Source organism: Mycobacterium sp. EPa45 (assembly GCF_001021385.1).
GTDB lineage: Bacteria > Actinomycetota > Actinomycetes > Mycobacteriales > Mycobacteriaceae > Mycobacterium.
The window spans coordinates 1,892,499-1,918,202 of sequence record NZ_CP011773.1; the positions used below are offsets into that span (position 1 = coordinate 1,892,499).

24 protein-coding genes and 1 other RNA gene are annotated in these 25,704 nt (G+C 64.8%); 7 read left to right on the plus strand and 18 right to left on the minus strand.

What is annotated here, in order from left to right; translation table 11 throughout:
• Nucleotides 1-2: 2 nt before the first annotated feature.
• Together smpB and AB431_RS08975 are read left to right on the plus strand one after the other, a co-directional pair.
• A complete protein-coding gene (gene smpB, locus AB431_RS08970; RefSeq protein ID WP_047329637.1) occupies nt 3-491 on the plus strand; it encodes an SsrA-binding protein SmpB in 489 nt (162 codons plus the stop codon).
• A complete protein-coding gene (locus AB431_RS08975; RefSeq protein ID WP_082135607.1) occupies nt 488-1,333 on the plus strand; it encodes a DMT family transporter in 846 nt (281 codons plus the stop codon). The genes smpB and AB431_RS08975 overlap by 4 nt, the downstream gene beginning before the upstream one ends.
• Here AB431_RS08975 and AB431_RS08980 read toward each other — a convergent pair.
• From AB431_RS08980 to AB431_RS08995, 4 genes are all read right to left on the minus strand, one after another.
• Nucleotides 1,330-2,547, minus strand: coding sequence for a PE-PPE domain-containing protein (locus AB431_RS08980; RefSeq protein WP_047329638.1), 1,218 nt, complete (start codon nt 2,545-2,547; stop codon nt 1,330-1,332). The genes AB431_RS08975 and AB431_RS08980 overlap by 4 nt on opposite strands.
• A gap of 179 nt (nt 2,548-2,726) precedes the next feature.
• A complete protein-coding gene (locus AB431_RS08985) occupies nt 2,727-3,908 on the minus strand; it encodes a sulfotransferase (protein ID WP_047329639.1) in 1,182 nt (393 codons plus the stop codon).
• Nucleotides 3,905-4,987, minus strand: a complete 1,083-nt coding sequence (locus tag AB431_RS08990; RefSeq protein WP_047329640.1) for a DUF1214 domain-containing protein — start codon at nt 4,985-4,987, stop codon at nt 3,905-3,907. The genes AB431_RS08985 and AB431_RS08990 overlap by 4 nt, the downstream gene beginning before the upstream one ends.
• A 7-nt stretch (nt 4,988-4,994) precedes the next feature.
• Nucleotides 4,995-5,585, minus strand: coding sequence for a TetR family transcriptional regulator (locus tag AB431_RS08995; RefSeq protein WP_047329641.1), 591 nt, complete (start codon nt 5,583-5,585; stop codon nt 4,995-4,997).
• Nucleotides 5,586-5,758: 173 nt separating this feature from the next.
• Between AB431_RS08995 and ssrA the strand changes: the two genes are divergently transcribed.
• Nucleotides 5,759-6,126, plus strand: a transfer-messenger RNA (tmRNA) gene (gene ssrA, locus AB431_RS29885).
• Nucleotides 6,127-6,181: 55 nt separating this feature from the next.
• Here ssrA and AB431_RS09000 read toward each other — a convergent pair.
• The 3 genes from AB431_RS09000 to AB431_RS09010 all read right to left on the minus strand — a co-directional run bounded on the left by AB431_RS09000 (nt 6,182) and on the right by AB431_RS09010 (nt 9,278).
• Nucleotides 6,182-6,457: a hypothetical protein gene (locus AB431_RS09000; RefSeq protein ID WP_047329642.1), complete on the minus strand. Its 276-nt coding sequence runs from the start codon at nt 6,455-6,457 to the stop codon at nt 6,182-6,184.
• A 129-nt stretch (nt 6,458-6,586) separates the two neighbouring features.
• Entirely contained in the window at nt 6,587-8,533 is a 1,947-nt protein-coding gene (locus tag AB431_RS09005; protein WP_047329643.1) for a YhgE/Pip domain-containing protein, read from the minus strand.
• Nucleotides 8,534-8,537: 4 nt separating this feature from the next.
• Complete coding sequence (locus AB431_RS09010; RefSeq protein ID WP_052960238.1) at nt 8,538-9,278, minus strand: hypothetical protein; 741 nt, start codon at nt 9,276-9,278, stop codon at nt 8,538-8,540.
• 57 nt (nt 9,279-9,335) lie between these two features.
• On the opposite strand from AB431_RS09010, the gene AB431_RS29495 reads away from it, so the two are divergent.
• Both AB431_RS29495 and AB431_RS09020 read left to right on the plus strand, forming a co-directional pair.
• Complete coding sequence (locus AB431_RS29495) at nt 9,336-9,947, plus strand: TetR/AcrR family transcriptional regulator (protein ID WP_052960239.1); 612 nt, start codon at nt 9,336-9,338, stop codon at nt 9,945-9,947.
• A 208-nt stretch (nt 9,948-10,155) separates the two neighbouring features.
• Entirely contained in the window at nt 10,156-10,998 is an 843-nt protein-coding gene (locus AB431_RS09020) for a cutinase family protein (RefSeq protein ID WP_047329644.1), read from the plus strand.
• A 7-nt stretch (nt 10,999-11,005) separates the two neighbouring features.
• Here the strand turns inward: AB431_RS09020 and AB431_RS09025 are convergent, their stop codons facing one another.
• Nucleotides 11,006-11,269: a hypothetical protein gene (locus tag AB431_RS09025; protein WP_144418226.1), complete on the minus strand. Its 264-nt coding sequence runs from the start codon at nt 11,267-11,269 to the stop codon at nt 11,006-11,008.
• A 213-nt stretch (nt 11,270-11,482) separates the two neighbouring features.
• Here AB431_RS09025 and AB431_RS09030 point away from each other — a divergent pair, with 213 nt between their 5' ends.
• Entirely contained in the window at nt 11,483-13,042 is a 1,560-nt protein-coding gene (locus AB431_RS09030; protein ID WP_047329646.1) for a B12-binding domain-containing radical SAM protein, read from the plus strand.
• On the opposite strand, the gene AB431_RS09035 is transcribed toward AB431_RS09030, so the two are convergent.
• A complete protein-coding gene (locus tag AB431_RS09035; RefSeq protein WP_047329647.1) occupies nt 13,039-13,863 on the minus strand; it encodes a GAF and ANTAR domain-containing protein in 825 nt (274 codons plus the stop codon). The genes AB431_RS09030 and AB431_RS09035 overlap by 4 nt on opposite strands.
• Before the next feature lie 47 nt (nt 13,864-13,910).
• Nucleotides 13,911-15,302: a DUF4185 domain-containing protein gene (locus tag AB431_RS09040; protein WP_047329648.1), complete on the minus strand. Its 1,392-nt coding sequence runs from the start codon at nt 15,300-15,302 to the stop codon at nt 13,911-13,913.
• A 272-nt stretch (nt 15,303-15,574) separates the two neighbouring features.
• On the opposite strand from AB431_RS09040, the gene AB431_RS09045 reads away from it, so the two are divergent.
• Nucleotides 15,575-16,432 carry a PHB depolymerase family esterase gene (locus AB431_RS09045; RefSeq protein WP_052960240.1) on the plus strand — a complete coding sequence of 286 codons (858 nt, stop codon included), beginning with the start codon at nt 15,575-15,577 and terminating at the stop codon, nt 16,430-16,432.
• Nucleotides 16,433-16,442: 10 nt separating this feature from the next.
• On the opposite strand, the gene AB431_RS09050 is transcribed toward AB431_RS09045, so the two are convergent.
• The 8 genes from AB431_RS09050 to AB431_RS09085 are packed head-to-tail and all read right to left on the minus strand — an operon-like array spanning nt 16,443 to nt 25,585.
• Entirely contained in the window at nt 16,443-17,894 is a 1,452-nt protein-coding gene (locus AB431_RS09050; RefSeq protein ID WP_047329649.1) for an MCE family protein, read from the minus strand.
• A 1-nt stretch (nt 17,895) separates the two neighbouring features.
• Nucleotides 17,896-19,035, minus strand: a complete 1,140-nt coding sequence (locus tag AB431_RS09055; protein WP_047329650.1) for a virulence factor Mce family protein — start codon at nt 19,033-19,035, stop codon at nt 17,896-17,898.
• Nucleotides 19,032-20,270: an MCE family protein gene (locus AB431_RS09060; protein ID WP_047329651.1), complete on the minus strand. Its 1,239-nt coding sequence runs from the start codon at nt 20,268-20,270 to the stop codon at nt 19,032-19,034. The genes AB431_RS09055 and AB431_RS09060 overlap by 4 nt, the downstream gene beginning before the upstream one ends.
• Nucleotides 20,267-21,565: an MCE family protein gene (locus tag AB431_RS09065; protein WP_047333243.1), complete on the minus strand. Its 1,299-nt coding sequence runs from the start codon at nt 21,563-21,565 to the stop codon at nt 20,267-20,269. The genes AB431_RS09060 and AB431_RS09065 overlap by 4 nt, the downstream gene beginning before the upstream one ends.
• Nucleotides 21,562-22,590 (minus strand): MCE family protein, encoded by a 1,029-nt coding sequence (locus tag AB431_RS09070; protein ID WP_047329652.1) that lies wholly within the window; start codon nt 22,588-22,590, stop codon nt 21,562-21,564. The genes AB431_RS09065 and AB431_RS09070 overlap by 4 nt, the downstream gene beginning before the upstream one ends.
• Entirely contained in the window at nt 22,587-23,969 is a 1,383-nt protein-coding gene (locus AB431_RS09075; protein WP_047329653.1) for an MCE family protein, read from the minus strand. Before AB431_RS09075 ends, AB431_RS09070 begins: the two co-directional genes overlap by 4 nt.
• A gap of 1 nt (nt 23,970) precedes the next feature.
• Nucleotides 23,971-24,801: an ABC transporter permease gene (locus AB431_RS09080; protein WP_235435911.1), complete on the minus strand. Its 831-nt coding sequence runs from the start codon at nt 24,799-24,801 to the stop codon at nt 23,971-23,973.
• A gap of 34 nt (nt 24,802-24,835) precedes the next feature.
• Nucleotides 24,836-25,585: an ABC transporter permease gene (locus AB431_RS09085; RefSeq protein WP_082135873.1), complete on the minus strand. Its 750-nt coding sequence runs from the start codon at nt 25,583-25,585 to the stop codon at nt 24,836-24,838.
• Nucleotides 25,586-25,704 lie beyond the last annotated feature (119 nt).

Below are 25,704 nucleotides of genomic sequence, written 5' to 3' on the forward strand. Positions count from 1 at the left end.
CGGTGGCCAAGAATCCGGAGAAGAAGCCAGAGCGCAAGATCGTCGCCTCCAATCGCAAGGCGCGGCACAACTATTCGATCCTCGACACCTACGAGGCCGGCGTCGTCTTGCAGGGCACCGAGGTCAAGAGCCTGCGGGAGGGTCACGCATCGCTGGCCGATGCGTTCGCGACCGTCGACGACGGCGAGATCTGGCTGCGCAATTTGCACATCCCGGAATATCACCACGGCACCTGGACCAATCACGCGCCGCGACGCAACCGCAAACTGCTGCTGCACCGCAGCCAGATCGACACGCTGGTGGGGAAGATCCGCGATGGCAACCTCACCCTGGTGCCGTTATCGCTGTACTTTTCCGACGGCAAGGTCAAGGTCGAGTTGGCGTTGGCTCGCGGCAAGCAGGCGCATGACAAGCGCCAGGATCTGGCCAAGCGCGACGCCCAGCGTGAAGTGATCCGGGAACTCGGCCGCCGGGCCAAAGGCAAGCTCTGATCGGGATCCTGCTCGCGCTCGCATCGGCAATCGGTTACGGCGTCAGCGATTTCGTCGGCGGCATCGCGGCGCGACGGGTGGCCGCGCTGCGGGTCGTGGTGGTGTCCTATCCGCTGGCGATGGTCCTGCTCGGGGTCCTGGCGCTGGTCGTCGGTGGTGCGGTGTCAACGCCGGCGGTGGTGTGGGGCCTGCTGTGCGGGGTGAGCCAGGCGTTCGGCGTGTGGTGGTTCTACGCCGCGTTGGGTGCCGGCCCGATCTCGGTCGTGTCGCCGCTGACCGCGGTCCTGGTGGCTGCGGTGCCCGTCAGCGTGGGACTTGCGATGGGGGAGCGGCCCGGTGTGGTCGCCGGGGTGGGCACCGTCCTGGCGTTGATCGCCGTCGTCTTGGTCAGCCGCCAGGCCACCGACGAGGACGTACACCCGCACAGGTTCACCGCGACCGTGGCGTGGCTGACGATCGGCTCGGGTCTGGCGTTCGGGCTGAATTTCGTTCTCCTGCATCAAGCCCCAGCCGATGCTCACCTCTGGCCGCTGTTCTTTGCGCGGGTGTCGGCTACGGCGATCGTGTTCCTGGTGGCCGTATCCAGTGGCAATTTCGTAGCGCCACGGGGGTTTCCGCTGAAGATGGCGGTGTTGGCCGCGCTGTTGGATACCGCTGCCAATATCGCGACGCTGCTGGCGCTGCAGGCCTCGATGCTGTCGTTGGCCAGTGTGCTGATGTCGCTTTATCCGGCGGCAACGGTGCTACTGGCGATCGTGGTGCTGCGCGAGCGGGTCACCCGCTGGCAGGTGCTGGGTATGGTGCTGGCGTTGGTCGCCGTCGGGATGATCTCGGTCCGCTAGCTCTTGTCCGCACTTGTCGAGATTTTGTGCGGAGCAAGGTTTTTCAGACCACCCGCTATCCCTTTGGCAGCGGAGTCCAGGGCACCGGTGACTTTCTTCACCGGCGCTGCGCTGCTTGTGGTGATTGCTGTGCGCGGCGCCTGTCCGCTGGTGCGCAAATTCGGAAGGGCGGGGCTCGGCGAAGGCACGTCACTTCGGGCCTTGGTCGTACCCTGCTGCACCGCCACCGGGAGCTGGTTCACAACTGTCTCGGTGTTGGATGCGGGCGGCAGCAGACCGACCGGACGCTGCACGCCCGGGTCGTCCGGGATCGGCTTGTTGTCCTGGTAGCCGGCATTGACCAGAACCGTCGCGGCGGGTTCCACCGCGTCGGCAATGATGTTGCCGCCGGGCACCATCCGCAGCGGGCGTACCAGTGGAAGTCCGTCGGATTGGAAGGTGACGTAGGTGATGTTTCCGTCGACCGGGATCTTGTCGACGACGTTGCCTTGCGAGTCGACGATGTAGTGGTAGTGCTGGTCGCCGGCCGGTACCGGATCCAGCGCCTCCTGCGGCATCGGTGCGGTCGCCTGTCCGCCGTAGTCGTAGGCGTAGGCCATCAAACTATTGGCGTCGGCGAGCACATTGATCGGGTAGGTCGGCGCATCGGAGTTGATGTTGTACTCGTACGCGGTGTCCACGACCGGAACGCTGAGGTCGCTTGGCGTCGGTGCGGCCGAGGTCGCCAACAGCGGCGCGAACATCCAGTAGGTGGTCCAAAAGCCGCCACCGGCCCGGTTGGTGTTGTTGTCCAACACGACCAGTCGGACGTTGTTCAGTGCCGGATCGCCCTTGCTCTGCATATCGCCCAGCGCAGTTCCGGTTTGCCCGGCGCCCCACCCGGACGCCAAGACCACCACACCACGTGGGTCGGTGCTATTGGCGTCAATCGCGTCGGCGATGCCCTGCGGTCCGAGAAAGAACGGGACCACCTGAGGAGGGCCGTATCCACTCCAGTCACGGTTGTAGTAATCCGAGCTGGCGAAGACCTGCGCCGTCGAATTCGCGGGAGTGATCAGCGCCATCAAATCGACGGGCGTCGACTCGGTGACTGCGGTCTGACCCGCGACCACTGCGGTGGTCAGGCCGCTGACGCCCAACGCGACAGCAGTCAGCCGGCGCGCTTGTTGGCGCTGAACGCCCCTACGGCGAGACTTGTGGTGCTTTCCCGACATATGTAGGTCCTAATGCCGCCCCTACGCCAAGACGTTTGCCCCAGCGTCAATTCCGCTCATCTCGGCAAATGAGCTTCTGATGGGAAATCGTGTCGAGTACCAGTTGCGTTACATGGGACGGCGATTGTGGCAAACGCGACAAGAGTGGCGGACGGGTTAGCTGGGATAGGTGTGTCGAGTCAGCGCAACGGCTCGCTGGGCACGTCGTAGCGCTCCTGGTAGGCGCGAACCCGCTCGCGCAATTCGCCGGCATCGAGTCCGGTGTCGGCCCAGGTGTAGCGGTTGCCGCCGCCGTCGCCGGGGTTGGCCGAAAGGTGCTCGCGCATGCGCTGTTCGGCGATCGGGGTCAGCTCACGGCCCAGGCGGTCATAGATCGCGCCGATGGTGGCGAATGGATCCTGCATGAAATCAGCGAACCGCACATTGACGACTCGATCCTCGCCGATCACGCCGTCGTCGACCCAGTTCATCAAACGGTTCAGCCCGAGGATGTTCTCGGCTGCGCATTGCCCGGCCGCGCGTGCGACGGTGGCGTTGTCGCTGGCGAGCTTCTGCAGGTGAGCGATCAGCGCACTGATCGAGGAGATCACCACCAGCGGGTCGCGGTGAGTCTGGACGAGGATCGCGTCGGGATATTCGGTCAGCAGGCTATCCAGCGTCCAGAGGTGAGCGGGGCTCTTGAGCAGCCACTGGCCGGGAACGCCGGACTGCAGGTGCTGCAGATACTGGCGGTGGTAGCGGTACGCGGCCGCATGATCGGCGTCGTACATCAGCCAGTGCTGGTAACTCGGCAGGCGGTACTGCGTCGGGAAAATCATGCTGCAGAACGTTCCGGCGGTGATCCGCACGCATTCCTGGCCGCCGCGTGCGCTCATCGGGTGGAACTTCATGAAGCCGGGCATCAGCTGCTCGGTCATCTCGAGCTGAGCCTGGGTCTCGTCGATGCGCGGGTCGGTCTCGTAGGTCTCGGGCTGGGGGACCGGGAAGGGGTGGTCCACTTCCCAGGTCAACGGCGCCCGTAGGTCGGGATCCTGGGCGAGCAGGTCATAGAGGATCGTGGTGCCGGTGCGCGGCTGGCCGAGGATGAAGATCGGCTGCTCGATCCGCTCGCCGGCGATCTCGGGATGTTCGTTGCGCCACGCGGTGATCTGCAGGCGGTTGCGCAGCGGCACAATCACATCGGCTGCGGCGATCTCCACGCCGAGCGGGGATAGGTCGGCTTCGTTGACCAATCCTTCGACCAGGCGGGACAGGTTCTGCCGCCAGCCGTCGTCGGTACCGAAGTCCTCGCTTCCGGCCAGCTCGCAGGCCTGCTCGATGAGCTTGGCCGGATCAAGGCGCGCCTGCACCGCACTCGTCATTTCTGAACCTCCCTGTCCAGCAGACGAACTGTCACGTCCGGTGCACTCGGGTTGTCCAGCCAGCGAACGACGATGAAACCGCGTCGACGTCCACCGGTGTCGAGCCAGTGGCCCTCGCCGGAGTCTTCGGCACCGATCGTGAGCCGGACGTATCCGTCGGAATCGGGGGTGACGCCCTTGTTGGTCACCGAGCTGGAGCGTAGCAGCGGCTCCAGGCATTCATGCCAGATACTCTCCAAAGTCACTGACCAGTAACGGGTTTCGGGGGGAAGGAAGGTCAGCTGCAGATTCTGATGGGGCTCGAGTGAGAACATGCCGAGCATGTAGAGGTTGTCGGGTGTGGTGTTCTCGCCACCCAGGTTCTCCGCGCCCGAGGTGATCAGGATGTTGGGGGTTTCCAGCAGGTCGGGGCGCACCGTGCGGTGCAGGGTGGTGAGCTTGACGATCGTCCAGCCCATCGCCGTGAGCTGTGCGGCCAGTGCGTCGTCGGACAGCGGGGCAAGCGGGGGAGCCTCACCGAGCAGTGAAATATCCAGTTGCACAGGGATTTCAGTGTCGGGATCGGCGATGTAGTCGCGGACGACGATCGAGGTGGCGTCCTCGGGGATCTCGACCCAGTGCGCGCCGGCCAGCTCACTGTCAGTCGGGCGGCTGGCGGCGAACACGACATTGAACCGACCGCCCTCGTCGAGGACAAGGTCGCGGTCGGAGAGGTAATTGCTCATGCGTCGCGGATTCATCCCGGTGCCGGCCAGGACCTGTATGCCCAGGTAGGTGGACGTGCCGCGGGTGCCGGTGACTCGGTAGGCCCGGTCGCCGCTGATCATCGCAAGTGGGTAGGCGCCGTGCGGATTGGGGCCGCCGACGAAGCGGGATGGGGTGCACATGTCGACGAAGTGCGGATGGTCGGGGTCGATGTCCACCGACAGTTCGGTGCACAGCGCGATCACCCGGTTCAGCACGCGCAGTCCCTCGAGCAGCTCGCGTTCGTCACACGCGTCCTCGGTGATCTGGCCGGTCAGGTCGTCGAGAACTTTGCGGACGAATCCCCAAGCTTCCAGCGACTTTTCGCCACTCATCTGCTCCTCATTCCTTGATCGGGCGCGGGCCCATCGACCTGACCGCGCGGGAGATTCGGTCCGACAGCGATCCACCGTCGCGCAGCCAGTCGTCGATGGAGATCCGGACGGACGCCATCGCCAGCGCGCCGATGAGGCGCGGGCGCGGGTCATCGACGGTCAGGTCGGGCAGCCGGGCTGCGATCGCCTCGGCGATGGCTGTCTCGAAGTTCAGGTAGCAGAGCAGCGTCCAGGCTCTCAGGGTCAGCGATTCGCGGGTCTGACGCTCGATCTCGGCGATGCTGCTCTCGACCACTTCGAAGCCGGGGGTGAGTTCGGCGAACGCGGCGCCCAGCGCGTCGTTGACGGAGAGCTCTGGCGGTTGGCGGCGCAGCGCATCGGTGATCGCGGCGATCCAGGTCGAGGTGAAGCCCTCGGCGACGGCGTACTCCTTGGACTCGAAGTACCGGAAGAACGTCGCGCGGGCCACATCGGCGTCTTCGGCGATCTGCTCGACGGTGGTCGCGCTCAGCCCGTTCGCCGATACCAGCCGGGCCGCGGCGGTCGCGATGCGTTCCCGGGTTCGCTGGCGCTTTCGGACCCGCAAACTTTCAGACATCGTCTCACTGTAGACAGAGTCTCATTTTTTTCACGCCCAAACCGACAAACCGCATGGGAAGTGCGAGTGGATCGCTGCACAACGTCGATCTCGACGCGGGATTAATGCACTTCAGTTCGGGGTTACACCTCGCGTACCATTGGAAATCCGGCCGGACCTCGGCCGGGGTGCGAGGGGCTGATCGGTTTCGACTTCGCGCATCGAATCAAGGGAAGCGTGCCGGTGCAGGCAAGAGACCACCGTAAGCGTCGTTGCAACCAATTAAGCGCCGATTCCAATCAGCGCGATTACGCTCTCGCTGCCTAAGCGAAGCTAATCCGTCAGACCGGGACTGCCCTCGACCCGGACCCTGGCGTCATCTAGAGGGACAAACCCACGGGTTCGGTCGCGGGACCTGTGGGGACATCAAACAGCGACTGGGATCGTCATCCTGACTTGTTCGCGAGATCGGGAGATCCAAGTAGAGACATAGCGGACTGCGCACGGAGAAGCCTTGAGGGAATGCCGTAGGACCCGGGTTCAATTCCCGGCAGCTCCACTGAATAGAAGCTGGTCAGAGCCGTGGAGCTCTGGCCAGTTTTCTTTTGAACACTCCCTCAGAGCGGCTTGACGGTCACCATCGCATCGACGGAGCCGACGAATACCTGGCGGCAGTACGGGCAACGCACGGCGCCGTACTCCTCAACGCAGGCCACCACCGGGTCGATGAAGGCGTCCCTATGGCCCGTGCACACCAGCACCGCGGCGCAACCGGGGTGGAGCACCAAACGCCACGCCGCCGCCCGCTCACAACCCCAGCGGCTCTGGCACCTCAGTGCGTCGTCAATCCCCGCGATGGCGGACGCGAACGAGTCCGCGACAGTGACGGTCATGTGATCCCCCGGTCAATTGGCGAATCTCGATCGTCACTCGCGTCAATCGCCTCTGGCTAGGGGCTTTCGGCCCTAACCGCTGGTCAGGGGCCCTCCACGAATTGTCGGGATTCGATCTCGGCGTGCCCTTCACATCTTGACGCTCGGCACCAGCCGGGTGAGGTTCCACAACTGGTTGCGCCGGGCCGCCAGAGACGTCAAGAGCATCGACCCCAACCACAGCGCTCCCATGAAGATCAGGGCCTGCCACAGCCGATCGTCGATGCCGCCGAGGATCAGCTGTCGTAATCCGTTGACGCCGTAAGCCATCGGGTCCAGCCCGTGCAGGGCCCGGAACGGCTTGCCCGTGGTCTCGACGGGGTACAGCCCGCCCGCGCTGACCAGTTGCAGCATCAGCAGCGACATCAACAGCACCTTGCCCAACACCGGGCCGAGCAGGGCGCTGATCGCCTGGGCCACCGCGATGAAGGCGCACGAAACCAGGATCATGAAGCCCAGCATCGCCACCGGATGCTCCGCGTGTACGTGCAGAGCGAAGCGCACGACGCAGTACAGGATGATTGCCTGGGGAATTCCGATCAGGACTGCAGGCAGGTAACTGGCCAGTGTCACGCGCATCGGGCGAACCTCGGCGGCGATGGCACGGTTCTGTAGCGGCCGGAATGCCATCCACAACAGCATGGCGCCGAAGAAGAGTGCCAGCGTGAGGAAGAACGGCGCCATGCCGGTGCCGAAGTTCGGCGCGGAATTCTCGTGTGAACTCGTCAGCTGAACCGGGCCACCGATCGTGTCGGCGATGGCGTCCTTCTGTTGGGGACTCCAGTCGGGAACCTTCTGCGCACCCTCGCTGAGCTTGGTGGCCAGCTCCTTGGATCCGGAACTCAACTGCGCCGCACCGGAGTTCAGCTTCTGCGCGCCGTCGTCGAGTTTGGCGATGCCGGTGTTGAGTTGTTCGTTGCCGGAGGCCACCTGCTGGGCGCCGTCACGCAATTGGTTGAGCTTGTCGGTGAGTTCCTTGCCCTTGGTGGAGATATCGGTCAGCGCGGAACCGACGGGTCCGCCCGAGTTGGCGGCGGCGCGCGCCTTATCGAGCTTGGCTTGGATGTCCGGGGTCCGCTGGTGCGCCAGCAGTTGGTCGCGAGTCTCGCGCAGCTTTCCGGTGGCGATCACCGACACTGGATCCTGGTTGGCGGAGAGGTTGTCGATGATCGACGTCAACGACTGGGCGGCGGCATCTTGGGCCCCGGTGATGGCGTCGAGTTCGTCAGACGCCGCAGCCAGCGCCGACGAGCCGTCTTGGACCTGGTTGTTGACCTGATCGCTCTGAGTGCCGATCTGCGCCAACAGGTTGGTGATCTTCAGCAGGGGATCAGTGGCGTTGTCGATGCCGTCGGACAGCTTGCGCGAACCGGTCGCCAACTCCGCGGATCCGTTACGGGCGGTATCGAGGCCGGCCGCCAACTGGCTTGCGCCAGTGTCGAGTTGGGCGGCACCGTCGGACAGCTGATTCGCTCCGTCGGCCGCTTGTTTGATCCCCGCGCCCGAGGTGGTGATCACCGACAGCACCTGGTTGACCGCCTGCCCGGAGATCCTGGCCGACACGGCGTTGAGCACCTGCTCCAGAGCGGTGCGACCGATGCTCGACGAGATGTAGTTGTTGGCGTCGTTGTATTCGGCGATCAGTTGCGCCTTGCGGGGATTGCCGGTGGTGGGTGAAGCAATGGCCTCGCTGAAGTCCGGCGGCAATTCCAGCATGAAGTAGTACTTGCCGTGCGCGACCCCGTCGCGTGCCTCGGCGTCGTCGACCAGATGCCAGTCCAGGCTGGCGTCATCGGTGAGGCTGTCGGCGATCTGGGAACCGACGTTCATCGGCTCACCGGACACCGTGGTTCCCCGGTCCGAATTGACCAGTGCCACAGGAAGTTTGTTCACGTGACCGAACGGATCCCAGTACGCCCAGAGATACAGTGCGCCGTAGGTCAGGGGCATCAGCATCAGGATGACAACGGCGATCCGCGTCATCCGATTGCGGGCGAAGCGTTTGATCTCCGAGCCGAAGGCAAGTCCGCGCAACATCTTCTCAGTCCTTCCGCACGATGTTCGGGATGTGCACGCCGTGTTCGGGCGCCGCATCGCCGAGCGAATTCGTCACGCCCACAACGACCAAGCGGTCGGCGGCGATGGCGCCGAGGCGTTGTACCGCCTGCGCGCGTCGTCCGCTGTCGCGGATCTGTTCGAGATCGCCGACCACCAGAACCGGTCGGTCCGAGCACAGCGCCAGGGCGATCTGCAGCAGGAACATCTCCAGGTCGCCCAGGTCCCCGATGTAATCGGTCGGCGCCGGGCGTTCGAGGTCCCCGAACACCTCCGCCAGTACGTCTCGGTCGCTGCCGTGACGAGGCCGCCGGAACAGGGGAGCAAGCCAACGGCGCTGCTCAGCGAGCACCGTCCGCACGGTGACGGCCTCGTCGAGATCGTCGATGTCGCTGAAGGCCGCTATCGCGCAGTGCCGCCGAATGGCCCGGGGTGCTGTCTCGCCGAACACGGCTACGCTGCCGGCGCTCGGCTTGAGCCGGCCGGCCAGGGTGAGCAGCAGTGCCTTCTGGCTGTGGCCGCCAGGCATGTGCACCGCGTGCAGCCCGCCGTCCAGGGTCAAGTCGACGTCGCTGAACAGCGGGCCGTGCTCGCCGTCGAACGTCAAACCCTGCGACACGATGATCGCGTCGCAGTCACCGTCGGTGTCGGGCTGCACCTGCGAGGTGTCGGCCGCCGCGTCCGGGCTCACGGGGGCCTCCTGGGTTGCCGAGCTCAATGAGTGCATGATTCAATACGATATGCATCCAATACGGAATGTATCGAGCTGGAACGGCGATTTGTCTTGAAGGTCACACAGGCGCGGGAAACCCGCCGGCGCAGCAACACCCGGGCCAAGCTGATCGACGCCACCGACGAACTCATCCGGGACAGCGGCCGGACCTGGTTCACCGTCGAGGAGGTGTGCCGGGCAGCCGGCTACACCCGCGGGGCCTTTTACTCCAGCTATGACGACATGGAGGACCTGCTCTTCGAGGTCTACGGACATCAGAATGACGCCCTCGTGGAGCGATTGCGGGATACGGCCGAACCCCTGCTGAGAACCACGGGTGTTCTCGAGACCGACCGCGTGGTGCGCCACTTGCTCAAGGCCGGTGTCGCCGATCAACCGCGCATCGCCCTGCACGCCGCCTTGGTGGCTCGCGCGGCGCACCAGCCCGAGATCGCGTTCGCCCTCGATGCACAAGTCGAACGCTTCCGTGAGGGGCTACAGGGGATCTTCGTCGAGTTGATCGCCAAGACCGGCCGGAAGATGACCGTCACTCCGGAGACTTTCACCCGCGCGCTAATGGCCGCCCAGGCCGGCGCCTCCGGGCAATTCCTCAGCGATCGCGCCGCCACCGAGGAAGTCCGCTACCTCACCGCACTGGCGGTTGTCGAAGGTTTGTCCGCCTGACGGCAGATGCAGGTCAGCAAGCAATTCCTGACCATTTTCTTTGCTGTCAATATCTTCCTCGGCCCTGCGCGCCGGACCCTCCCAGCTCATTCCACATGAATACGGGTTAGATTGAGGCATGCCTATTCGCTGGGAGCGAGGGCACCCGGTGGGGAGTGGCCGGTCAACCGGTCGCTGGGTCGGGCTGGTTGCTTCGCCGTTTTTGATCATGAGCGCGCTGCTCGTCGTCCCCGTGACGCCCGCGGCGTCGGCCGCGGACTGCCCGGACGCCGAGGTTGTCTTCGCCCGCGGCACCGACGAGCCGGCGGGCATGGGCCGCGTCGGCGATGCCCTCGTCGACGCACTGCGCAAGCAGGCTCCCGGCATGAACATCGACACCTACGCGGTCAACTACAAGGCCGGCAAGTTGCAGCTGCACGGCGGTGACGGCGCCAACGATGTCATCTCCCACATCAAGCAGACCGTGTCCTCGTGCCCCGACACCAAGATCGTCCTCGGCGGTTACTCGCAAGGCGCCAGCGTGATGGACATCGTGGCCGGCGTTCCGGTGGGAGGCATCCCCTGGGGTAGCTCGCTGCCGCCGGAGTACGTCAAGAACATCGCGGCTGTCGCGACGTTCGGCAATGTGGCTACCCGCACGAACCAAGCGCTGCCGACCACGAGCGTCCTGCTTGGTGCCAAAGCGATCGACCTGTGCAACCCCGGCGACCCGATCTGTCACGCGGGGCCGGGTAACGAGTGGAGCGGGCACACCGAGGGCTACGTCCCCGGGTACACCAACCAGGCAGCGGATTTCATTGCAACCAAGCTGCTGGCCGGCGTGACCCAACACATGCCGGGCTACGGGTCCCTGCCCGGCTATGCCCCGACATCGCCCTACGGGCCGGACTCGTCGATGTCCGGGTCGCTGCCCGGGTACGGGCCGGACACGTCATTACACGGGCAGCAGCCGCAATACCCCGCGGAGACGCCGGGATACAGCTCGCAGCCGACGACACCAGCCCCGTCGTCAGTCGCGCCTGCTGCGCCGTCGCCTGGCGGACTGGTCTAGGCGGTCGCTATCGGGTGATCCCGGCGCGGCTCAAGCTCCGGCGTATGTGCAGCGCCGCAATGGTCACCGGGTTGTCGAACAGCGGCAATCGCCGCAGCCGCCGCCGCACCACCGCCCCACCCACGAGTCCGGCCAGAACGCCGAGCGCGAAATAACCGCGGCTGCGTCGGCTGGCTTGACGTCGCAGCGCGGCGACGTAGCCGCACAGCGCGGCGACCGCAGCGGTCGTCAAGACCACCACGATCATCAGCCCTACCGCATCCACGGACACGATCACACCACCGTCTGCGCCGTACCAGCAGGGGTGAGGAGAAGGTCGTGACCGAACCGAATACCTAGCGTTACCGTCAATTGGGTAGGAACTCGCATCCGAGTGCCGTCCCGACTATGCGCGAACGGCTCGTTCGGCCGGTCATGTTGGCTAGGCTCCGCTTGGCAAGCAGCACCGTCTACCTCTACGGGTCCGATTACGGAGCAGACGACTATGGCCAATATCGTCATCGTGAACCCTCGGTTCGAGGTGTCGTACTGGGGCTTGGAACACGCCCTTCCGCTGCTGGGCAAAAAGTGCAACGTCCCCACAGCCTGCCTGCCGCTGTTGGCTGCGTTGACGCCGCCGGAGCATCACGTCACGCTCGTCGACGAGAACGTCGAGGAGATCGACTTCGACATGCTGGCGCAGGCCGACATCGTCGGGCTCACCGGCATGATCGTTCAGCGCCAGCGCATGCGGGAGATCCTCACCGAACTCAAGGCCCGCGGCGTCTTCGTCGTCGTCGGCGGTCCGTGGGTCAGCGTGCAAGAGGACTACTTCGACGGACTGGCCGACGCCATCTTCATCGGTGAAGCCGAGACCACATGGCCCCAGTTCCTCGACGACTGGAAGCACGGACGCCACCAGTACCGCTACGAACAGGCCGAGCGCACCGACATGACGACGGTCCCGGTGCCGCGCTACGACCTTCTGAAGACCAAGAATTACGTGTTCGGCAGCGTCCAGTTCAGCCGCGGCTGTCCTTTTCAGTGCGAGTTCTGCGACATCATCGTCACCTTCGGCCGAAAGCCGAGGCTCAAGACCAGCGCACAGGTGATCGCCGAGCTCGAAGCGATGCGCAAGGCGAATCTGTCGATCGGCTTCATCGTCGACGACAACCTGATCGGCAACAAGGCCGCCGTGAAGGTTCTGCTGCAGGATGTCCATGCCTGGCAGGAGCGCGAGGGATATCCGCTGCAGTTCTTCACCGAGGCCTCGCTGAACCTCGCCGAGGACGAAGAGCTGATGGAATTGATGGTGGCCGCCAACGTCACGGTGGTCTTCATCGGCATCGAGAGTCCCAACGAGGATTCGTTGAAAGAGGCGAAGAAGTACCAGAACGTGAAGAAGGGCGGCACGATCGTCGATCGCGTCCGCAAGGTGCAGGACGCCGGCCTGGAAGTCTGGTGCGGCATGATTGTCGGCTTCGACAACGACGACACCCGAATCTTCAAGGAGCAAGCCGAATTCATCAATGAGACCGACATCATGCACGCCATGGTCGGCATGCTTGCCGCGATCCCCAAAACTCCACTGCATTCGCGGCTGAACGACGAAGGGCGCTTGGATCTTGACGACCAGCAGACTTTCGGCACCAATGTGATTCCGCTCAACATGAGCCGAGATGAGTTGCGCGACGGCTATATCGGCCTGATGCGCGATCTCTACGATCCCGATTCCTATTTCGATCGGCTCGAAAGCCTCTACGTCACACGCAAATTCGATTTCGGGCGGTCCCGAAACGCATATCTGCGTAAGCGTCCGTGGCGCCGTAGGCAAGCCCAGTTGTTCGACGGTGCACGGGCATTCGGTCTGTTCCTGTTACTGATGAAAAACGTGCCCGACGCGCACTTGCGCCAGGTCTACCGCCGTCGGATGTGGAAGATGGTTCGCAGCCGGCCGGACCCCGGCGTTCTCTTCGTCAGTGTCGTCAAGTGTGCAACCCACTATCACCACTACACGATGTCGCGCGAAATGTCCGAGCGTCGAACGCTGGTCAACACTTTCTAGTTCGGTTTGCCGTTGCCGCCGGCCACCTGCTCCAAGAACTCGACGGCCAGAACGCGAACCGGGACATTCGTCTGCTGGCTTTGCTTGCGCAGCACGTCGAACGCCGCGTCGGCGTCGATGCCGTGCATGGCCATCAGCACACCCTTGGCCTGCTCGATCGGTGCCCGGCTCTGCAGCACTCGCTGGATCGACTCCGCGGTGTCGCGGGCGGACTTGTACCGGGCGAAGTCGCCGATCGCGCGGGAGACCGCTTTGGTCAACAGTTCGAGGATCTCGGCGTCGATGCCGTCGTAGGCGTGAAACTCTCTCCCGTACAAGTTGAACGACCCGAGTGTCTGATCCTCGGTGAACAGCGGTGCAGCCAGGAAGCTGTTGATGCCCTCCTCGCGTGCGGCGGTGGCGAAGCCCGGCCAGGTACCCATGGCCTCCTCGGAATCCAGCAGCACGAGGGTACGGGTGCGGGAGGCGTGCAGGCAGGGGCCTTCGCCGGCGTCGTACTGCTCACTGTCGATCCGCAAGGTGCGCTCGTCGGTGTGCACGGCCGTATAGGTCATCCCACCGAGGTCGATCGTGATGCCAGTGGAGTCGGCACCCTCGATGGCTTCCTGGGCGATCGAGGCGACACGCTGAAGCAAGGACAACAGGTCGTCTTCGTCGGTGACGCTGCGACCGGCGTCGACCAGAAGGCGGGCCAACTGGGACGCCGACATGGCGTTGCGGGTAGCGGCCTCGATCACAATTTCGGCCGCCTGCTCAGCGTCGGTTCCATCCAGCGGCTCGGCCGGGATGGAGTCGTCGACGCGCGGGTCGCTGTGCTCCATGGGCTGAGTGTCCCACCTTCGGGACTTTCCGTTGCTGGAAGGCCGACCTAGGGCAGAACCGTGTGCATCAGCATGACGTTGTAGGCCGACCACAGCGAGAGGTTGTAGAAGAGCTCTCGGCCCGTTGACCAGGGGTGCAAGAACGGCGCATAGATACCACCGGGGATTTGCGTCGCGGACACCAGCATCTGCTCCGGGGCCCATGGACCCTGCGGCGCGGGCGCCGTCCGCATCACCACGTCGTTGTTCCCGTTGCAGTAGAGCACCAGATATTGCTTCAGATAGTTGTTGTATTGCGCCGACATCTCGCCGACCGGGCCCGGGATCACGGGGGTGGCCGCCGCGGGGCTGCCGGCCACCCACGAGTTGCTGTCGGCATTCCAGTACTCGTACTTCGTCAGGTCCGGGATCAACGCCGGGGCAACCCGCGCCACGTACGCCGATCCGCCGCGCCCGTTGGGCGTTCCGAACGTGTAGATGTACGGGTCACCGGGGCCGGGCTTGAGGAAGGCCCCCATCTGAAATTTCTCGTTGCCGTTGGATGGTTGACGGACTGTGCCGGGGTACACGCCCCAGGTCTCGCCGTTGTCGGTCGATGTTGCGATCGCCGAGTAGTTGGTGGTCCACGCGCCGTAGTTGTCCCAGCTCCTGATGGACATGAAGTTCAGGAATTGGTTCTGGCCGACGGCGACACCGGAGGTGGGAATGATGCCCGTTTCTTGCGGTGCACCGCTGATGCTGTTGATGACCTGCTTGGCGATGCCGGGCCGCCACACCGGCGACCCGGAATACTTGTTGCCGACGGCGCCGTCAGGCACTGCGATGGTGTTGGCCAGCGAACCGTCGGTGCTACGCATCAGGGTGTTGTAGCGCCACTGCTTGCCGGGGATCATGCAGAAGCCGTTGGTGTCACCGAACGCCAGCAGCACCTGGCGATGAGCGGGATCGCCGTTGTCCCACATGATTCCGAGATCGGTGCCGGTGATCGCGAACTTCTGAATGGTTTGGTTGGGGCTGTCCGGGCCGGTCACCCAGCCGACGACCGAGGTGCCCGGTGGTGCGGTCGAGGGTGCCGGTTGCGCCGCGGCGGGAGCCGGCCGGGGCTGGGCGGGTGCGGGTTTCGGTAACGGTGCGACCGCGGCCTGCTTCTGCACCTGCCCGGCGTTGGGCATGAGCGCATTGATGAGCAACTTGCCCAATGTCGGCAGCGGCGCTTGGTCATTCGCACCGACGGGCTTGTGCCCGATCGGACGGTCGAAGGGCGCGATGGCCGACGGCTGCGGAATTTGAAAGGCCTGGTTCGCGGCCGGTTGTGCCGCAGCGGATGCGCCCTCGCACGGGTCGGCCGCCGCCGGCGGCGCGACACCGGTTGCCGCGCACAGGCCGACGACGAGCGTCGATGCCAGCGACAGCGACGGGATGTGGGGACGCGGCGACACGGCACACCTTTCGGGGCGGGACGTCGCTGTGACGTCTGTTGATCTTTGTGACGATAGGGACTTATGGGTCTTCTGCGACCTGCGCTGTATCGATGGGTACGCATCCGTGACCGTGTCGCAACCGGGGGAGAGCCGTTTGAGCTAATGTGCGCATGACGAAAGCGGGGGATCCATGGGACTCGATGTCTGCGCGCGGCCTGCCAAGCCGGCAAACCCCAATTGCACCCGCGGCGATCGCTGAGCCGAGTTAGCCTCCCCGCCGAAGGAATGTCGTGAGCCGCCGCCTGACTGCGCTCGTTGTTGCCCTCTTATTCTTGTTCGCCATTCCCACCGAACAGGCCTCGGCGACCGGCGATCGACCCGGCGCGCTGACCTTTGGTGGTATGCAGCGCTCCTATGTGCTGCATGTGCCGCCCGGCGTGGAGCATCCGAATGCACTGGTGCTGAATCTGCATGGCGGCGGACAGACCGGTCGCAAGCAGGCGGCGCTGACCAAATTTGACGCCATCGCCGACCAGCACGGCTGGGTCGTTGCCTATCCGGACGGAATCGATTTCAGTTGGGCCGACGGCCGCGGCGCGTCGACCCCGGACCGCCGAGGAGTGGACGACGTCGGCTTCCTGGCGACGCTGATCGGCCGGCTCACCCGTGACTTCGGCATCGCGCCCGGCCGGGTATTCGTCACCGGTATGTCGGCCGGCGGCTTCATGGCGACCCGTCTGGCGTGCGACCGCGCCGACCTTGTGACCGCGATCGTGCCGGTGGCCTCGACGTTGGGCGACGACGTGCACTGCAATCCGTCCAAGCCCGTCTCGGTGTTCATCGTTCACGGCACCGCCGACAAGGTGGTGCCTTACCGCGGCGGCCGCATGGTCGGTCGTGGCGGGGCCAGCACCGTCGTGTCGGCGCCGACGATGGCGGATCGCTGGCTCGCTTTCGACCGCTGCCCACCGGCGGTGGCCACGCCGATCGTCGGTGGAAAACGCCTTGCCGCCAAGGGTTGTGCTGATGGCACCGACGTCACCTTCGTCACCATCGACCGATGGGGACACACCTGGCCGTTGCCGCCGGCGGCCACGTTCGACGCGTCGCGGGTGAGTGCAGAGTTCTTCGCTGCGCACGGCGCCTGAGCTCGGCTGGTCAGGGTTGCCCGGGCAGCAGCATGGACTGCCAGGTGCCGCCGTCTTTGGAAGGGTGGGCCAATTCGGATTGGGTGTACTGCCGCCCGTTGGGGCCGACGTATAGGCCTGTCACGGGGTCGTATTCGCTGACCGCAACCAGTGCCGGCGGGGGGACGTCGACCGTCGGGGTGCCCGGCGGTAGGTCGGGTATACCTTGTCCCGACAGTGTCGCGTTCGGGTCGCCCTTCCAGTTGTAGCCGTCGTTGAGCGGCACGTAATTCTGGTCGCTCTCGCAGAGCTTGACCGTCGGGGCGCGCTTACCCGGCACGGTCTCACACGGAATGTTGCGTGCCCCACGGACATTGAACGGTGAGTCCTGCGGGGTACGGCAGTACAGGTCGCCGGCCGGCCGCTCCGGGTAGTCGACCAGGTTGGGGACGCGCTGCTGCTGGGCCGGCAGGAACCCGGTGGTACAGGCCGGTGGGAGGTTGATGTTGAGATTGAACGACAGATACTCGCCACGGTAGGCCTGATTGGTGTTGGCGTTGGCCATGAAGGTGGCCTGTCCCTCCGAGACCGCGTGCGGCAACAGCACGAGCAGTTGTTCGATGTCGTTCTGGTAGGTGACGGCGACCTGGCCGATGCTCGCGAGGTTGGCGACGATGACCGGCAATGTGGGCTTGAGCCGCTCGATGAGGTTACGGGCCTGCTCATTGGTGGCGACCAAGCCGCCCTGATCGATTACCCCCGCGACGGCGTCGTTGTGGACCTTCAGTTCACCGGTGACCGTCGCGATGTGCGACGCCCAGGCTTGAATCGCGGCCGATGTCTGCACCTGGGAGTCCATCACCGGTTTGGCGTTGTCGATCAGGTTGACCAGTGGGTCGAGGTTGGTGCGTGCGTCGATCGCCAATGTTGTTGAGCCCTTGACGATGTCGGATAGTTGCGGACCGAGGCCGCCGACCGCCGCGTAGGCTTCGTCGATCGCGATCTTGAGGTTGTCCCGTGGGATCGCCTGCAAACCGGAATTGGCGGCGTCGAGCAGTGTGTTGATGTCCGGTGGCACGGAAGTGTGATCGCGCGGGATGACATCGCCATCCTTGAGCGGCCGTGCGGTGCCGTCGTGGGGGATGAGGTCGACGTACTGTTCACCGATCGCGGACTGGCTGTGCACCTCCGCCCGGAGGTTCGATGGGATGTCGATGCCGGACTTCAGGGACAGGACCGCGTCAACTCCGCTCTCGCTCAGACGAACTGACTGGACTCGGCCGACCTCGACGCCGCGGTAGGTGACGTTGCCGGTGCTGTACAGTCCGCCGGTCTCCGGCAACTCCATGGTCACGCTATAACGGCCGACCCCGAACCATTTCGCCGGCAGCTTGAGAAAGTGCAAGCCCATCACCGCGATCGCGGTCAACGCGATGACCGCGAAGACCGCGAGCTGGATCAGCATTCGGCGGGTCAGATGCATGTCAGGGGCCCTGGTCGAAGTTGTATGGCACGACCAGGGGATTGCTCTTCGTGTATGGACTGGGGAATTGTCCGATCGTGCGGCCCCATTGCATCTCGAGCTCGGTCAGGTTGCCCTCCCATCGGGTCCCGGTGAACAGGCCCTGGTCGATCCGGCTCAGCGTGAGGTCGACGACGGCGGTCATGTTCGCGTAATCGCCACGCTGCCACTTCTCGATGGTCTCGTTCGGGAACGGGAACGTGGGGATCAGGCTCAATGCCCGGGTCATACTCGGACCGGCATTGGCAAGCGACTCCAGCACGGGCCCAATGTCTTCGAGCTCGTGGATCAGATCCTCTTTGCTCTGCCCGACCGAACTGATGACCAGGTCGCTGAACTTGCCGAGCTGATCGGCCGCCTGCACGAGGTTGTCGCGCTCGCTGTTCAGCACCGCGAGCGCCTCGGGCACCGTCTTGAGTGCCTGGTCCAACACCGGCCGATTCGCGGCCAGGGTGCCGGTGAGCCGGTTGAGGCTGTCGGTCGCGGCGATGATGTCGTTGGTCTGGTCGTTGACGTTGCCGGCAAACCTGTTCAGTTCATCGATGAGGCTGCGCAGGTCCTGCTCCCGGCCGCGGAACGCCGTACTGAACGCCTCGGTGATGTCCTGAACCTGTGCCAGCCCACCGCCGTTCAGCACGGTGGAGACCGCCGCCAAGGTCTGTTCGACGGTCGGGAAGGACCCCGCGTGGGACAGCGGGATGCGGGAGCCGTCGTGCAGCCGGCCACGTGGCGGCTCGTCGCCGGGTGCGCTCAACTCGATGTGCTGTGAACCGAGGATGCTGGTTAGTCCGATCGTGGCGGTCGCGTTGGCCGGCAGGTTGACATCGCGATCGAGCTGCATGGTGACCAGCGCATGCCAGCCCTCCAATTCGATTTTGGTGATGTGCCCGACCGTCGCGTCTCCGACGCGAACCCGCGAGTTGGGCTGAATGTTGTTGACATCAGGCATCTCTGCCTGGATCAGGAATGATCCGGGGCCGCCGCCCCGGGTACCGGGCAGCGGCAGCGAGTTGAGTCCCTGCCAGTTGTGGATGCCGCAGCCGGACGATACGGCCACGATGATGAGCAGCGCCCCGAGGGTCGCCGCGCGGTGCGGCGTCATGACCCGCCACCGGTCGGGGCCATCATTCCGGTCAGTCCCGCCGTCGGATCGGTCGACGCTGCTGGCGGCACGAAGTCCGGACGCATCCAATCCTCGCTGTAGGTCACCTCATTCGGGCGGGCCTGCGGACCGACCAGGAAGTTCTCGCCGATCGGCAGGAAGTTGTACTGGCGGTTCTTGATGATGGGCGCCAGATACTGCACACACAGCTTCGCGGACTGCTCGGCACCCAGCCGCGACGCTGCCTGAATTGCCCCACACAGGAACGAGATCGGGTTGGCGAAGTTGTTGACAGCGAGTGCGCCGGTGAAGGCGCCGTTGGATGCCTCGTAGATGTTGGTGAAGTTGGCGACGGTGGTCGGCGCGATGTGCAGGGTTTGTTTGATGTCGTCGAGGCTGTCGGTGAGCGCGGTGCTGAGCGACGCCAACTTCTCGGTGGTGGTCCCGATGGTGTCGCCGGTGTCCTCGACGAAGTCCTTGACGTCACCGATGACCGAGTTCATGTCGGCGAAGGCGGCACCGATCTTCGTCGGGTCGTCGGCGAGCAGTCCGGTGACCGCGGCCAGGTTCTGGTTGAGCTGCCCCAGCACATCACTGCTGCCACGCAACGCGGTGATGAGGATGGACAGGTTCTTGAAGGTCGCGAAGATGTCTCCGCTGTGGTCACCGAGCACTGACATCGCCTGGGACAGTTTGATGATCGTCTCGCGTATCGTGCCACCCTGCCCGCGGAGGTTGTCCGCGGTCGTGTTGATGAACGAGCCCAGTGTGCTGACCCCGCCCGGGGCAGTCGGTTTCAGCAGGTCGGTGAGGCGCTGCAGTTGCACGCGCACCTCATCCCACTCCACCGGAACCGCGGTGCGGTTGCGGGGGATGACGGCACCGTCGCGCATCGTTGGCCCGCCGGTGTACACCGGCGTCAACGCGATGGCGCGGCCGGTGACCAACATCGGCGAGAGGATCGCCGCCTTCACATCCGCCGGCACCTTGTATCTGCCATCGAACCAGAACGCGATCTTCACCCCGTCGGGATGCGGCTCGACCGCGCTCACCCGGCCCACCGGTACACCGAGGATGCGGACGTCGTCACCTGGGAACAGCGCCGTGCTGTTGTCGAAGTAGCCGACGACCTCGATGCGGTTTCCATGGCCGGCAATGCGCAGCAGCACGCCGCCGACCAGAATGAGGACCAGGACAACCGCGAGTGCGGTACGCCCCTTGCGCAACTTGCTCATTGGGCGCCTCCCGGCTCGCCGGGGGCGGGAATGTATACCGGTGCGTGCGTCGGGTCCGGACTCGAGGCGATACCGGGCGGCGCCTGCGCCGGCGGCCCTGGCGGCGGGCCGCCGGGTGGTGGCGCGGGGAGCGGCTCCCGGTAGGGATAGCGCGGATCGCCCGGGTTGCCGGTGATCGCATCGGGCAGAGTCAGATGAGGTTCACCACCCTGACCGGTCCGCGGATACGGGACGGGCAGAGCCGGGGTGCCCGGCTGGCCGACCTGCGGGTCGGTGCGCAGGGACGGCAACAGTGTGGCCGGGTCGACACCCAGATCGGAGAACGCTGCGTCGATGAACGGCTGGACGAACTGTCCGGGAAATAGATTGGCCAGGTATGCCTTGAAGAACGGTCCCGATGACACCGACTCGCCCAGTGACATCGCGTAGCTGTTGAGCCGTTTGATCGCTTCCTGCACGCGCCCCTTGCGGTCGTCGACGATGGTCAGCACACCATTGAGCTTCTCCAGAGCCGGCTTCAGCTGCGCACGGTTTTCGGCGATGAAAGCCTTGAGCTGCTGGGAGACGGCGGAAAGGTTGTGCCACAGCTGGTCGAGGCCCGCGCTTTGCGCATTGAGCGCGATCAGCAGGGAATTCGTCTGGCGCACGAGTTCGACGATCTGATCGGTGCGCTCGGCCAGCACCTGAGTGGTCTTGGCGGCGTTGGTCAACAGGTCGCGCAGCTGAGCGTCCTGCTTGTTGAGGGTGTCGGCGAACCGAGCCACCCCGACGACGGCCTGATGGAGGTCGGGTGGAGTGTTGGCAAATGTCTCGGCCATCGTCGACAACGATTGTGAAAGTTCATCGGTGTCAAGCCCGCTGATCGTGGTGGTCAGGTCGCCCAAGGCGTCGGGTAGTTGATAGGGCGACGTGGTTCGGTCCCGGGGGATCGGCCCGGTCAGGGCGCCGTCGCCCCTCGGGTTGACATCGAGCATCTTCGTGCCGAGCAATCCTTTGGTCTTGATCGAGGCCAGCGTTCGCTCACCGAGGTGGACATCGCCGTCGATTCGGAAGGTGACCAACACCTGAGGACCGTCGAGCTCAATAGCGGATACCTTGCCGACCGGTAGCCCCGACACCTCGACCGTGGCGCCGGTGAACAAGCCGCCCGCCTCAGCGAAGTACGCGGTGTAGTTGCGGCCCGGGTTGAGGAACGGCAGCTTCTGCCAGTTCAGTGCGCCCATCACGATTCCGGCGATGACGACTGCGCCGACAGCCCCGAGGATAACCGGGTTGCGCTCGGAGAAAGACTTCACTTCGGCGCGCACCGCCCGGTGTCTTGTCCGGCAACCTTGACGAAAACCGGTTGTCCGCCTTTGCCGTTCAATTTCAGGATCAGGTCGCAGAGGTAGAAACTGAAGAAGTCGCCGTACATTCCCTGGCGTTGCAGTGCGCGGTATTTGTCCGGCAGCGTGTCGATCAGCCTCTCCAGGTATTCGTGGTCGGCCACTGCGATCGAAGAGACGCGGTCTGTTTCGTGGACCACCTTCTGAAACGGCGCGCGGGCTCCGGCAAGCAAATCGGCGACGCTGCCGGCCGCCGCACTGGTTGAGGTGAACGCGGCGGCGACGTCGGTGTTGCGCGCGTTGAGAGCCAGCACAAGTTCCGACAGATTGGTGACAGCCTTGTCGAGTTGGGCGCTCTGGCTGCCGAGTGATCCCAGGACCGCACCGAGGTTGGTGATGACCTCGCCGATGAGCTGATCACGGTCGGCGAGCGTGTTGGTCAGGACCGCAGCCTGATTGAGAAACGAACCGATTGTGGCGCCCTGTCCTTGCAGGGCCTGATTCAGCTGCGAGCTGAGCGCGTTCACCTGATCCGGGCTCAGCGCGCGAAAGAGTGGTTTGAAGCCGCCGATCACCGAATCGAGGTCCAATGCCGGGGCCGTGCGATCCACAGGGATGGTCTGACCGGCCGTGAGTCGTTTGACTCCGCCCGTGCCTTCGTCGAGGGCCAGGAATCGACCACCGATGACGTTGTCATAGCGAATGATCGCTCGAGTTCCTTCGGTGAGCACCAGTGTGTCGGTCACCGAGAACTCGACTCGCACGGTGGCATCGCGATTGATCCGGATGTCCTCGACCTTGCCGGCCTCGACACCCGCGACCCGGACGAAGTCGCCCTTCTTCAGGCCGGTGACGTTGGTGAAGACTGCGTTGTACAGGGTGCCGGTGCTGAACCGGAACTGCGCGAAGATGGCCAGCAGCGCGAACGCGCCGAGGAAGCACACCGTCAGAAAGATGCCGAGCCGCCAGACGGCGCCTGCAAGGTTGTCCTTCACGGCTGGTCTCCCGTCGCCTGGCCCGGTTGTGGTTGCGCGGCAGCGGGTTCCGGTGCGGGTGGCACTCCTGGCCAGAGCGGCGCCCCGCCGGGCCCGTACCAGGCCGCGCCGTAAGGTGGCATCCCCGGGGCCACCACTGGGCCGGGCGCAGGGCCGGGCAGACATTGGCGGATACTGGGCGGCCGCGGATTGCCGCGCGTCACCGGGAACCAGTCCGCCCAACAGGGATGTCCCAGACCGGGATTGGGGCGGATATCCAGGCCCGTGCCCCAGCCGGTGTTGGTGACGAGTTGGCGCACGGGGAAGTTCTTGGTGACGTCGGGCAGCGACCCGCAGCCGGGTTTTCCGCCCGGTCCGCCTCTGGCTCCAACGATTGGCAGGTTGTCCGGGTATTGATAGGGGTCGTTGCCCAGCAGCAACGCCACGTCAAAGACCGCGGACTTGCCGTCCTTTCCGCCCCACGCCTCATAGCCGCCGTTGTTCAACGTCCAGGCGGCGCCCTGCAACCAGCAGGTGTAGACGGGGTTGTACTTGAGCAGCAGCGCGGTGGTGGGTTCCAGGACGTTCGCGGCGCGCACCAGGTTGCCGCCGCTGCTCTCGAGTAGGTCGTGACCGGACTGGGAGAACCCGATTGTATTGAGCAGCAGTGTGTCCAATGCCTGCGACCGGTCGGCGACGGTGGAGCTGACGGTGCTGGCCGAATTGAGGATCGCCACGATGTCGGGGGCGGCCGCGGCGTAGGTGTCGTTCAAGTCCTTGAAGGATCGCCAGTCCGCGCGGATGGCGTCACTGCGCTCGTTCAGTGCCTTGAGCACCTGGTTGAGGTCGGTGGTCGCCGCACCCATCCGGGGGCCCTGCCCGCGTACTCCGTCGGCGACGGCGGTCAGTATTGCGTTCAGTTTGGCCGGGTCGACCTTGTTCAGCAGGTTGACGACGTTCTCGAAGACGGTGTTGACCTCGGTCGTGACATTGACCGAGCGCAGTACGGTACCGGCGGCCAGGCGCTGCGGGCTCGGGTCGGACGGGTAGACCAGGTCGACGAATTTGGCGCCGAAAACGGTGGTGGAGTTGATCTTTGCAGCGACATTCGCAGGGATGTATCGGATCTGGGCGGGGTCGAGCTCCAGTCGTAGGCTAGCCTGTCCCTGGCCACCGCCGACGTCGGCGACGCGGCCCACCTGCACGCCGCGCATCTTCACCTTGGCGCCGGCCTCCATCACGAGCCCGGAGCGGTCCGATGTCACGGTCACCGGCACGTACGAACGGAACGTCCCAGCGAATGCCGTTCCGGTCACGAAGAAGAAGATGGCGATCGCCGCCACCAAGATGACTGTCCACCAACCGTCCGGAAGACGGTTCTCGCCGGGTCGGGTGTCCATCTCACCCGGCCAAGTTGAAATTGCCGGACTGACCGTAGACCGCCAGCGAGATCATCACGATCTCGACCGCTGCGACGACCATCGACGTGCGCACCGCACGCCCGACCGCCTCGCCTACGCCGGCCGGTCCGCCCTTCGCGGTGAACCCGTAATAGGTGTGCACCAACATGATCACGATCGTCATGGCGACCGATTGCATGAACGACCAGATCACGTCGGTGGGGTTGAGGAAGGTGTTGAAGTAGTGGTCGTACACGCCGGAACCTTGCCCGTAGATGGCGACCGTGCCCGTCCGCGCGGCGAGGAACGCCATCATCACGGCGATGCAGTACAGCGGGATGACCACGATGACCCCGGCCAGCACCCGGGTGGCGGCCAGGTAGGTGACCGATCGGATTCCGATGACTTCCAGTGCGTCGATCTCCTCGTTGATCCGCATTGCGCCGAGCTGCGCGGTGGCCCCGGCGCCGATGGTGGCCGACAGGGCGACGGAGACGGTTCCAGGCACGATGAGGCGGACGTTGAAGAAGGCCGACGCGAAGCCGGTTAGTGCTTCGAAACCGACTGAGGACAACTGGTTGTAGCCCTGCACGGCGACCAGGGCGCCGGTGGTCATGGTCAGGAATCCGACGATCGCGACGGTGCCCCCGACGACCGCGAGCGCGCCCGCACCGAGGCCCATCTGAGCGATGAGTCGCAGCAGTTCCTTGTGGTATCGCGTCACCGCTTCCGGGATCGCGGTCAGAGTCGTTACATAGAAGCGGGTTTGGGCGCCGACCCGCTTCCAGCCGGTGGTGGCGCCGTGCACGCCGCTGAGCAACTTCGGGTGCAATCCGCTGGGCGTGCTGACACTCACCGGCGCAGCCTCATCCCACCGTGAACTGGATGCCGACGGCAGTCACGATCACGTTGATCGCGAACAACACCATGAAGGTGAACACGACGGTCTCGTTGACCGCATTGCCGACGCCGGCCGGGCCACCGCCCACCGAGATGCCCTTGTAGCAAGCGATCAGACCGGCCGAGAGTCCGAAAAGTGTTGCCTTGGTGAGCGAGACGACGACATCGCCCATGCCGGTCAACAGGGTCATGCCCGCGGCGAATGCGCCGGGTGAGACGTGCTGGATGTAGACACAGAAAATGTAGGCGCCGGTGAGGCCGGCCAGGATCACGGTTGCCGAGAGTGCCAGCGCAACTGTGGTGGCGGCGAGCACCCGTGGAACCACGAGTGCCTGAATGGGATTGATGCCCATCACCCGCAGGGCGTCGAGTTCCTCCCGGATGGTGCGAGCACCGAGATCGGCGCACATCGCAGTGGCGCCGGCGCCGGAGACCACAAGAACGGTCACGATGGGCCCGATCTGATTGACGGTGCCGATCGCGGCGCCAGTGCCGGAGAAGTCGGTGGCACCGAACTCGCCCAGCAGGATATTGAAGGTGAAGACCAGCAGCACCGAGTACGGCAGGGTGAGCATGAGCGCCGGCAGCACTGAAACTCGGGCGACGAACCAGGTCTGCAGCAGGTATTCGCGCCAGGCGAAGGGAGGCCTGAACATGGCCACCACAGCGTCCAGTGACATGGCGATGAATCCACCGAAGGCCCCTACCGGCTTCATCAGTGGGTACGTCGCGGTCACGACGTGCCGCCCGGCGCCGTCGGGTTCGGCGGCCCGAGTTCGGCGATGACGACCGGCGGCATGGCGGAACGCTATCGTGAGCGTTGCTGTAGTTGCTG

What these genes read in the sequence shown, in the direction of transcription:
- AB431_RS08980 (WP_047329638.1), bottom strand. Translation starts at nt 2,547, where the DNA reads ATGTCGGGAAAGCACCACAAGTCTCGCCGTAGGGGCGTTCAGCGCCAA.
- AB431_RS08985 (WP_047329639.1), bottom strand. Translation starts at nt 3,908, where the DNA reads ATGACGAGTGCGGTGCAGGCGCGCCTTGATCCGGCCAAGCTCATCGAG.
- AB431_RS08990 (WP_047329640.1), bottom strand. Translation starts at nt 4,987, where the DNA reads ATGAGTGGCGAAAAGTCGCTGGAAGCTTGGGGATTCGTCCGCAAAGTT.
- AB431_RS08995 (WP_047329641.1), bottom strand. Translation starts at nt 5,585, where the DNA reads ATGTCTGAAAGTTTGCGGGTCCGAAAGCGCCAGCGAACCCGGGAACGC.
- AB431_RS09000 (WP_047329642.1), bottom strand. Translation starts at nt 6,457, where the DNA reads ATGACCGTCACTGTCGCGGACTCGTTCGCGTCCGCCATCGCGGGGATT.
- AB431_RS09005 (WP_047329643.1), bottom strand. Translation starts at nt 8,533, where the DNA reads ATGTTGCGCGGACTTGCCTTCGGCTCGGAGATCAAACGCTTCGCCCGC.
- AB431_RS09010 (WP_052960238.1), bottom strand. Translation starts at nt 9,278, where the DNA reads ATGCACTCATTGAGCTCGGCAACCCAGGAGGCCCCCGTGAGCCCGGAC.
- AB431_RS09020 (WP_047329644.1), top strand. Translation starts at nt 10,156, where the DNA reads ATGAGCGCGCTGCTCGTCGTCCCCGTGACGCCCGCGGCGTCGGCCGCG.
- AB431_RS09030 (WP_047329646.1), top strand. Translation starts at nt 11,483, where the DNA reads ATGGCCAATATCGTCATCGTGAACCCTCGGTTCGAGGTGTCGTACTGG.
- AB431_RS09035 (WP_047329647.1), bottom strand. Translation starts at nt 13,863, where the DNA reads ATGGAGCACAGCGACCCGCGCGTCGACGACTCCATCCCGGCCGAGCCG.
- AB431_RS09050 (WP_047329649.1), bottom strand. Translation starts at nt 17,894, where the DNA reads ATGCATCTGACCCGCCGAATGCTGATCCAGCTCGCGGTCTTCGCGGTC.
- AB431_RS09055 (WP_047329650.1), bottom strand. Translation starts at nt 19,035, where the DNA reads ATGACGCCGCACCGCGCGGCGACCCTCGGGGCGCTGCTCATCATCGTG.
- AB431_RS09060 (WP_047329651.1), bottom strand. Translation starts at nt 20,270, where the DNA reads ATGAGCAAGTTGCGCAAGGGGCGTACCGCACTCGCGGTTGTCCTGGTC.
- AB431_RS09075 (WP_047329653.1), bottom strand. Translation starts at nt 23,969, where the DNA reads ATGGACACCCGACCCGGCGAGAACCGTCTTCCGGACGGTTGGTGGACA.
- AB431_RS09085 (WP_082135873.1), bottom strand. Translation starts at nt 25,585, where the DNA reads ATGAAGCCGGTAGGGGCCTTCGGTGGATTCATCGCCATGTCACTGGAC.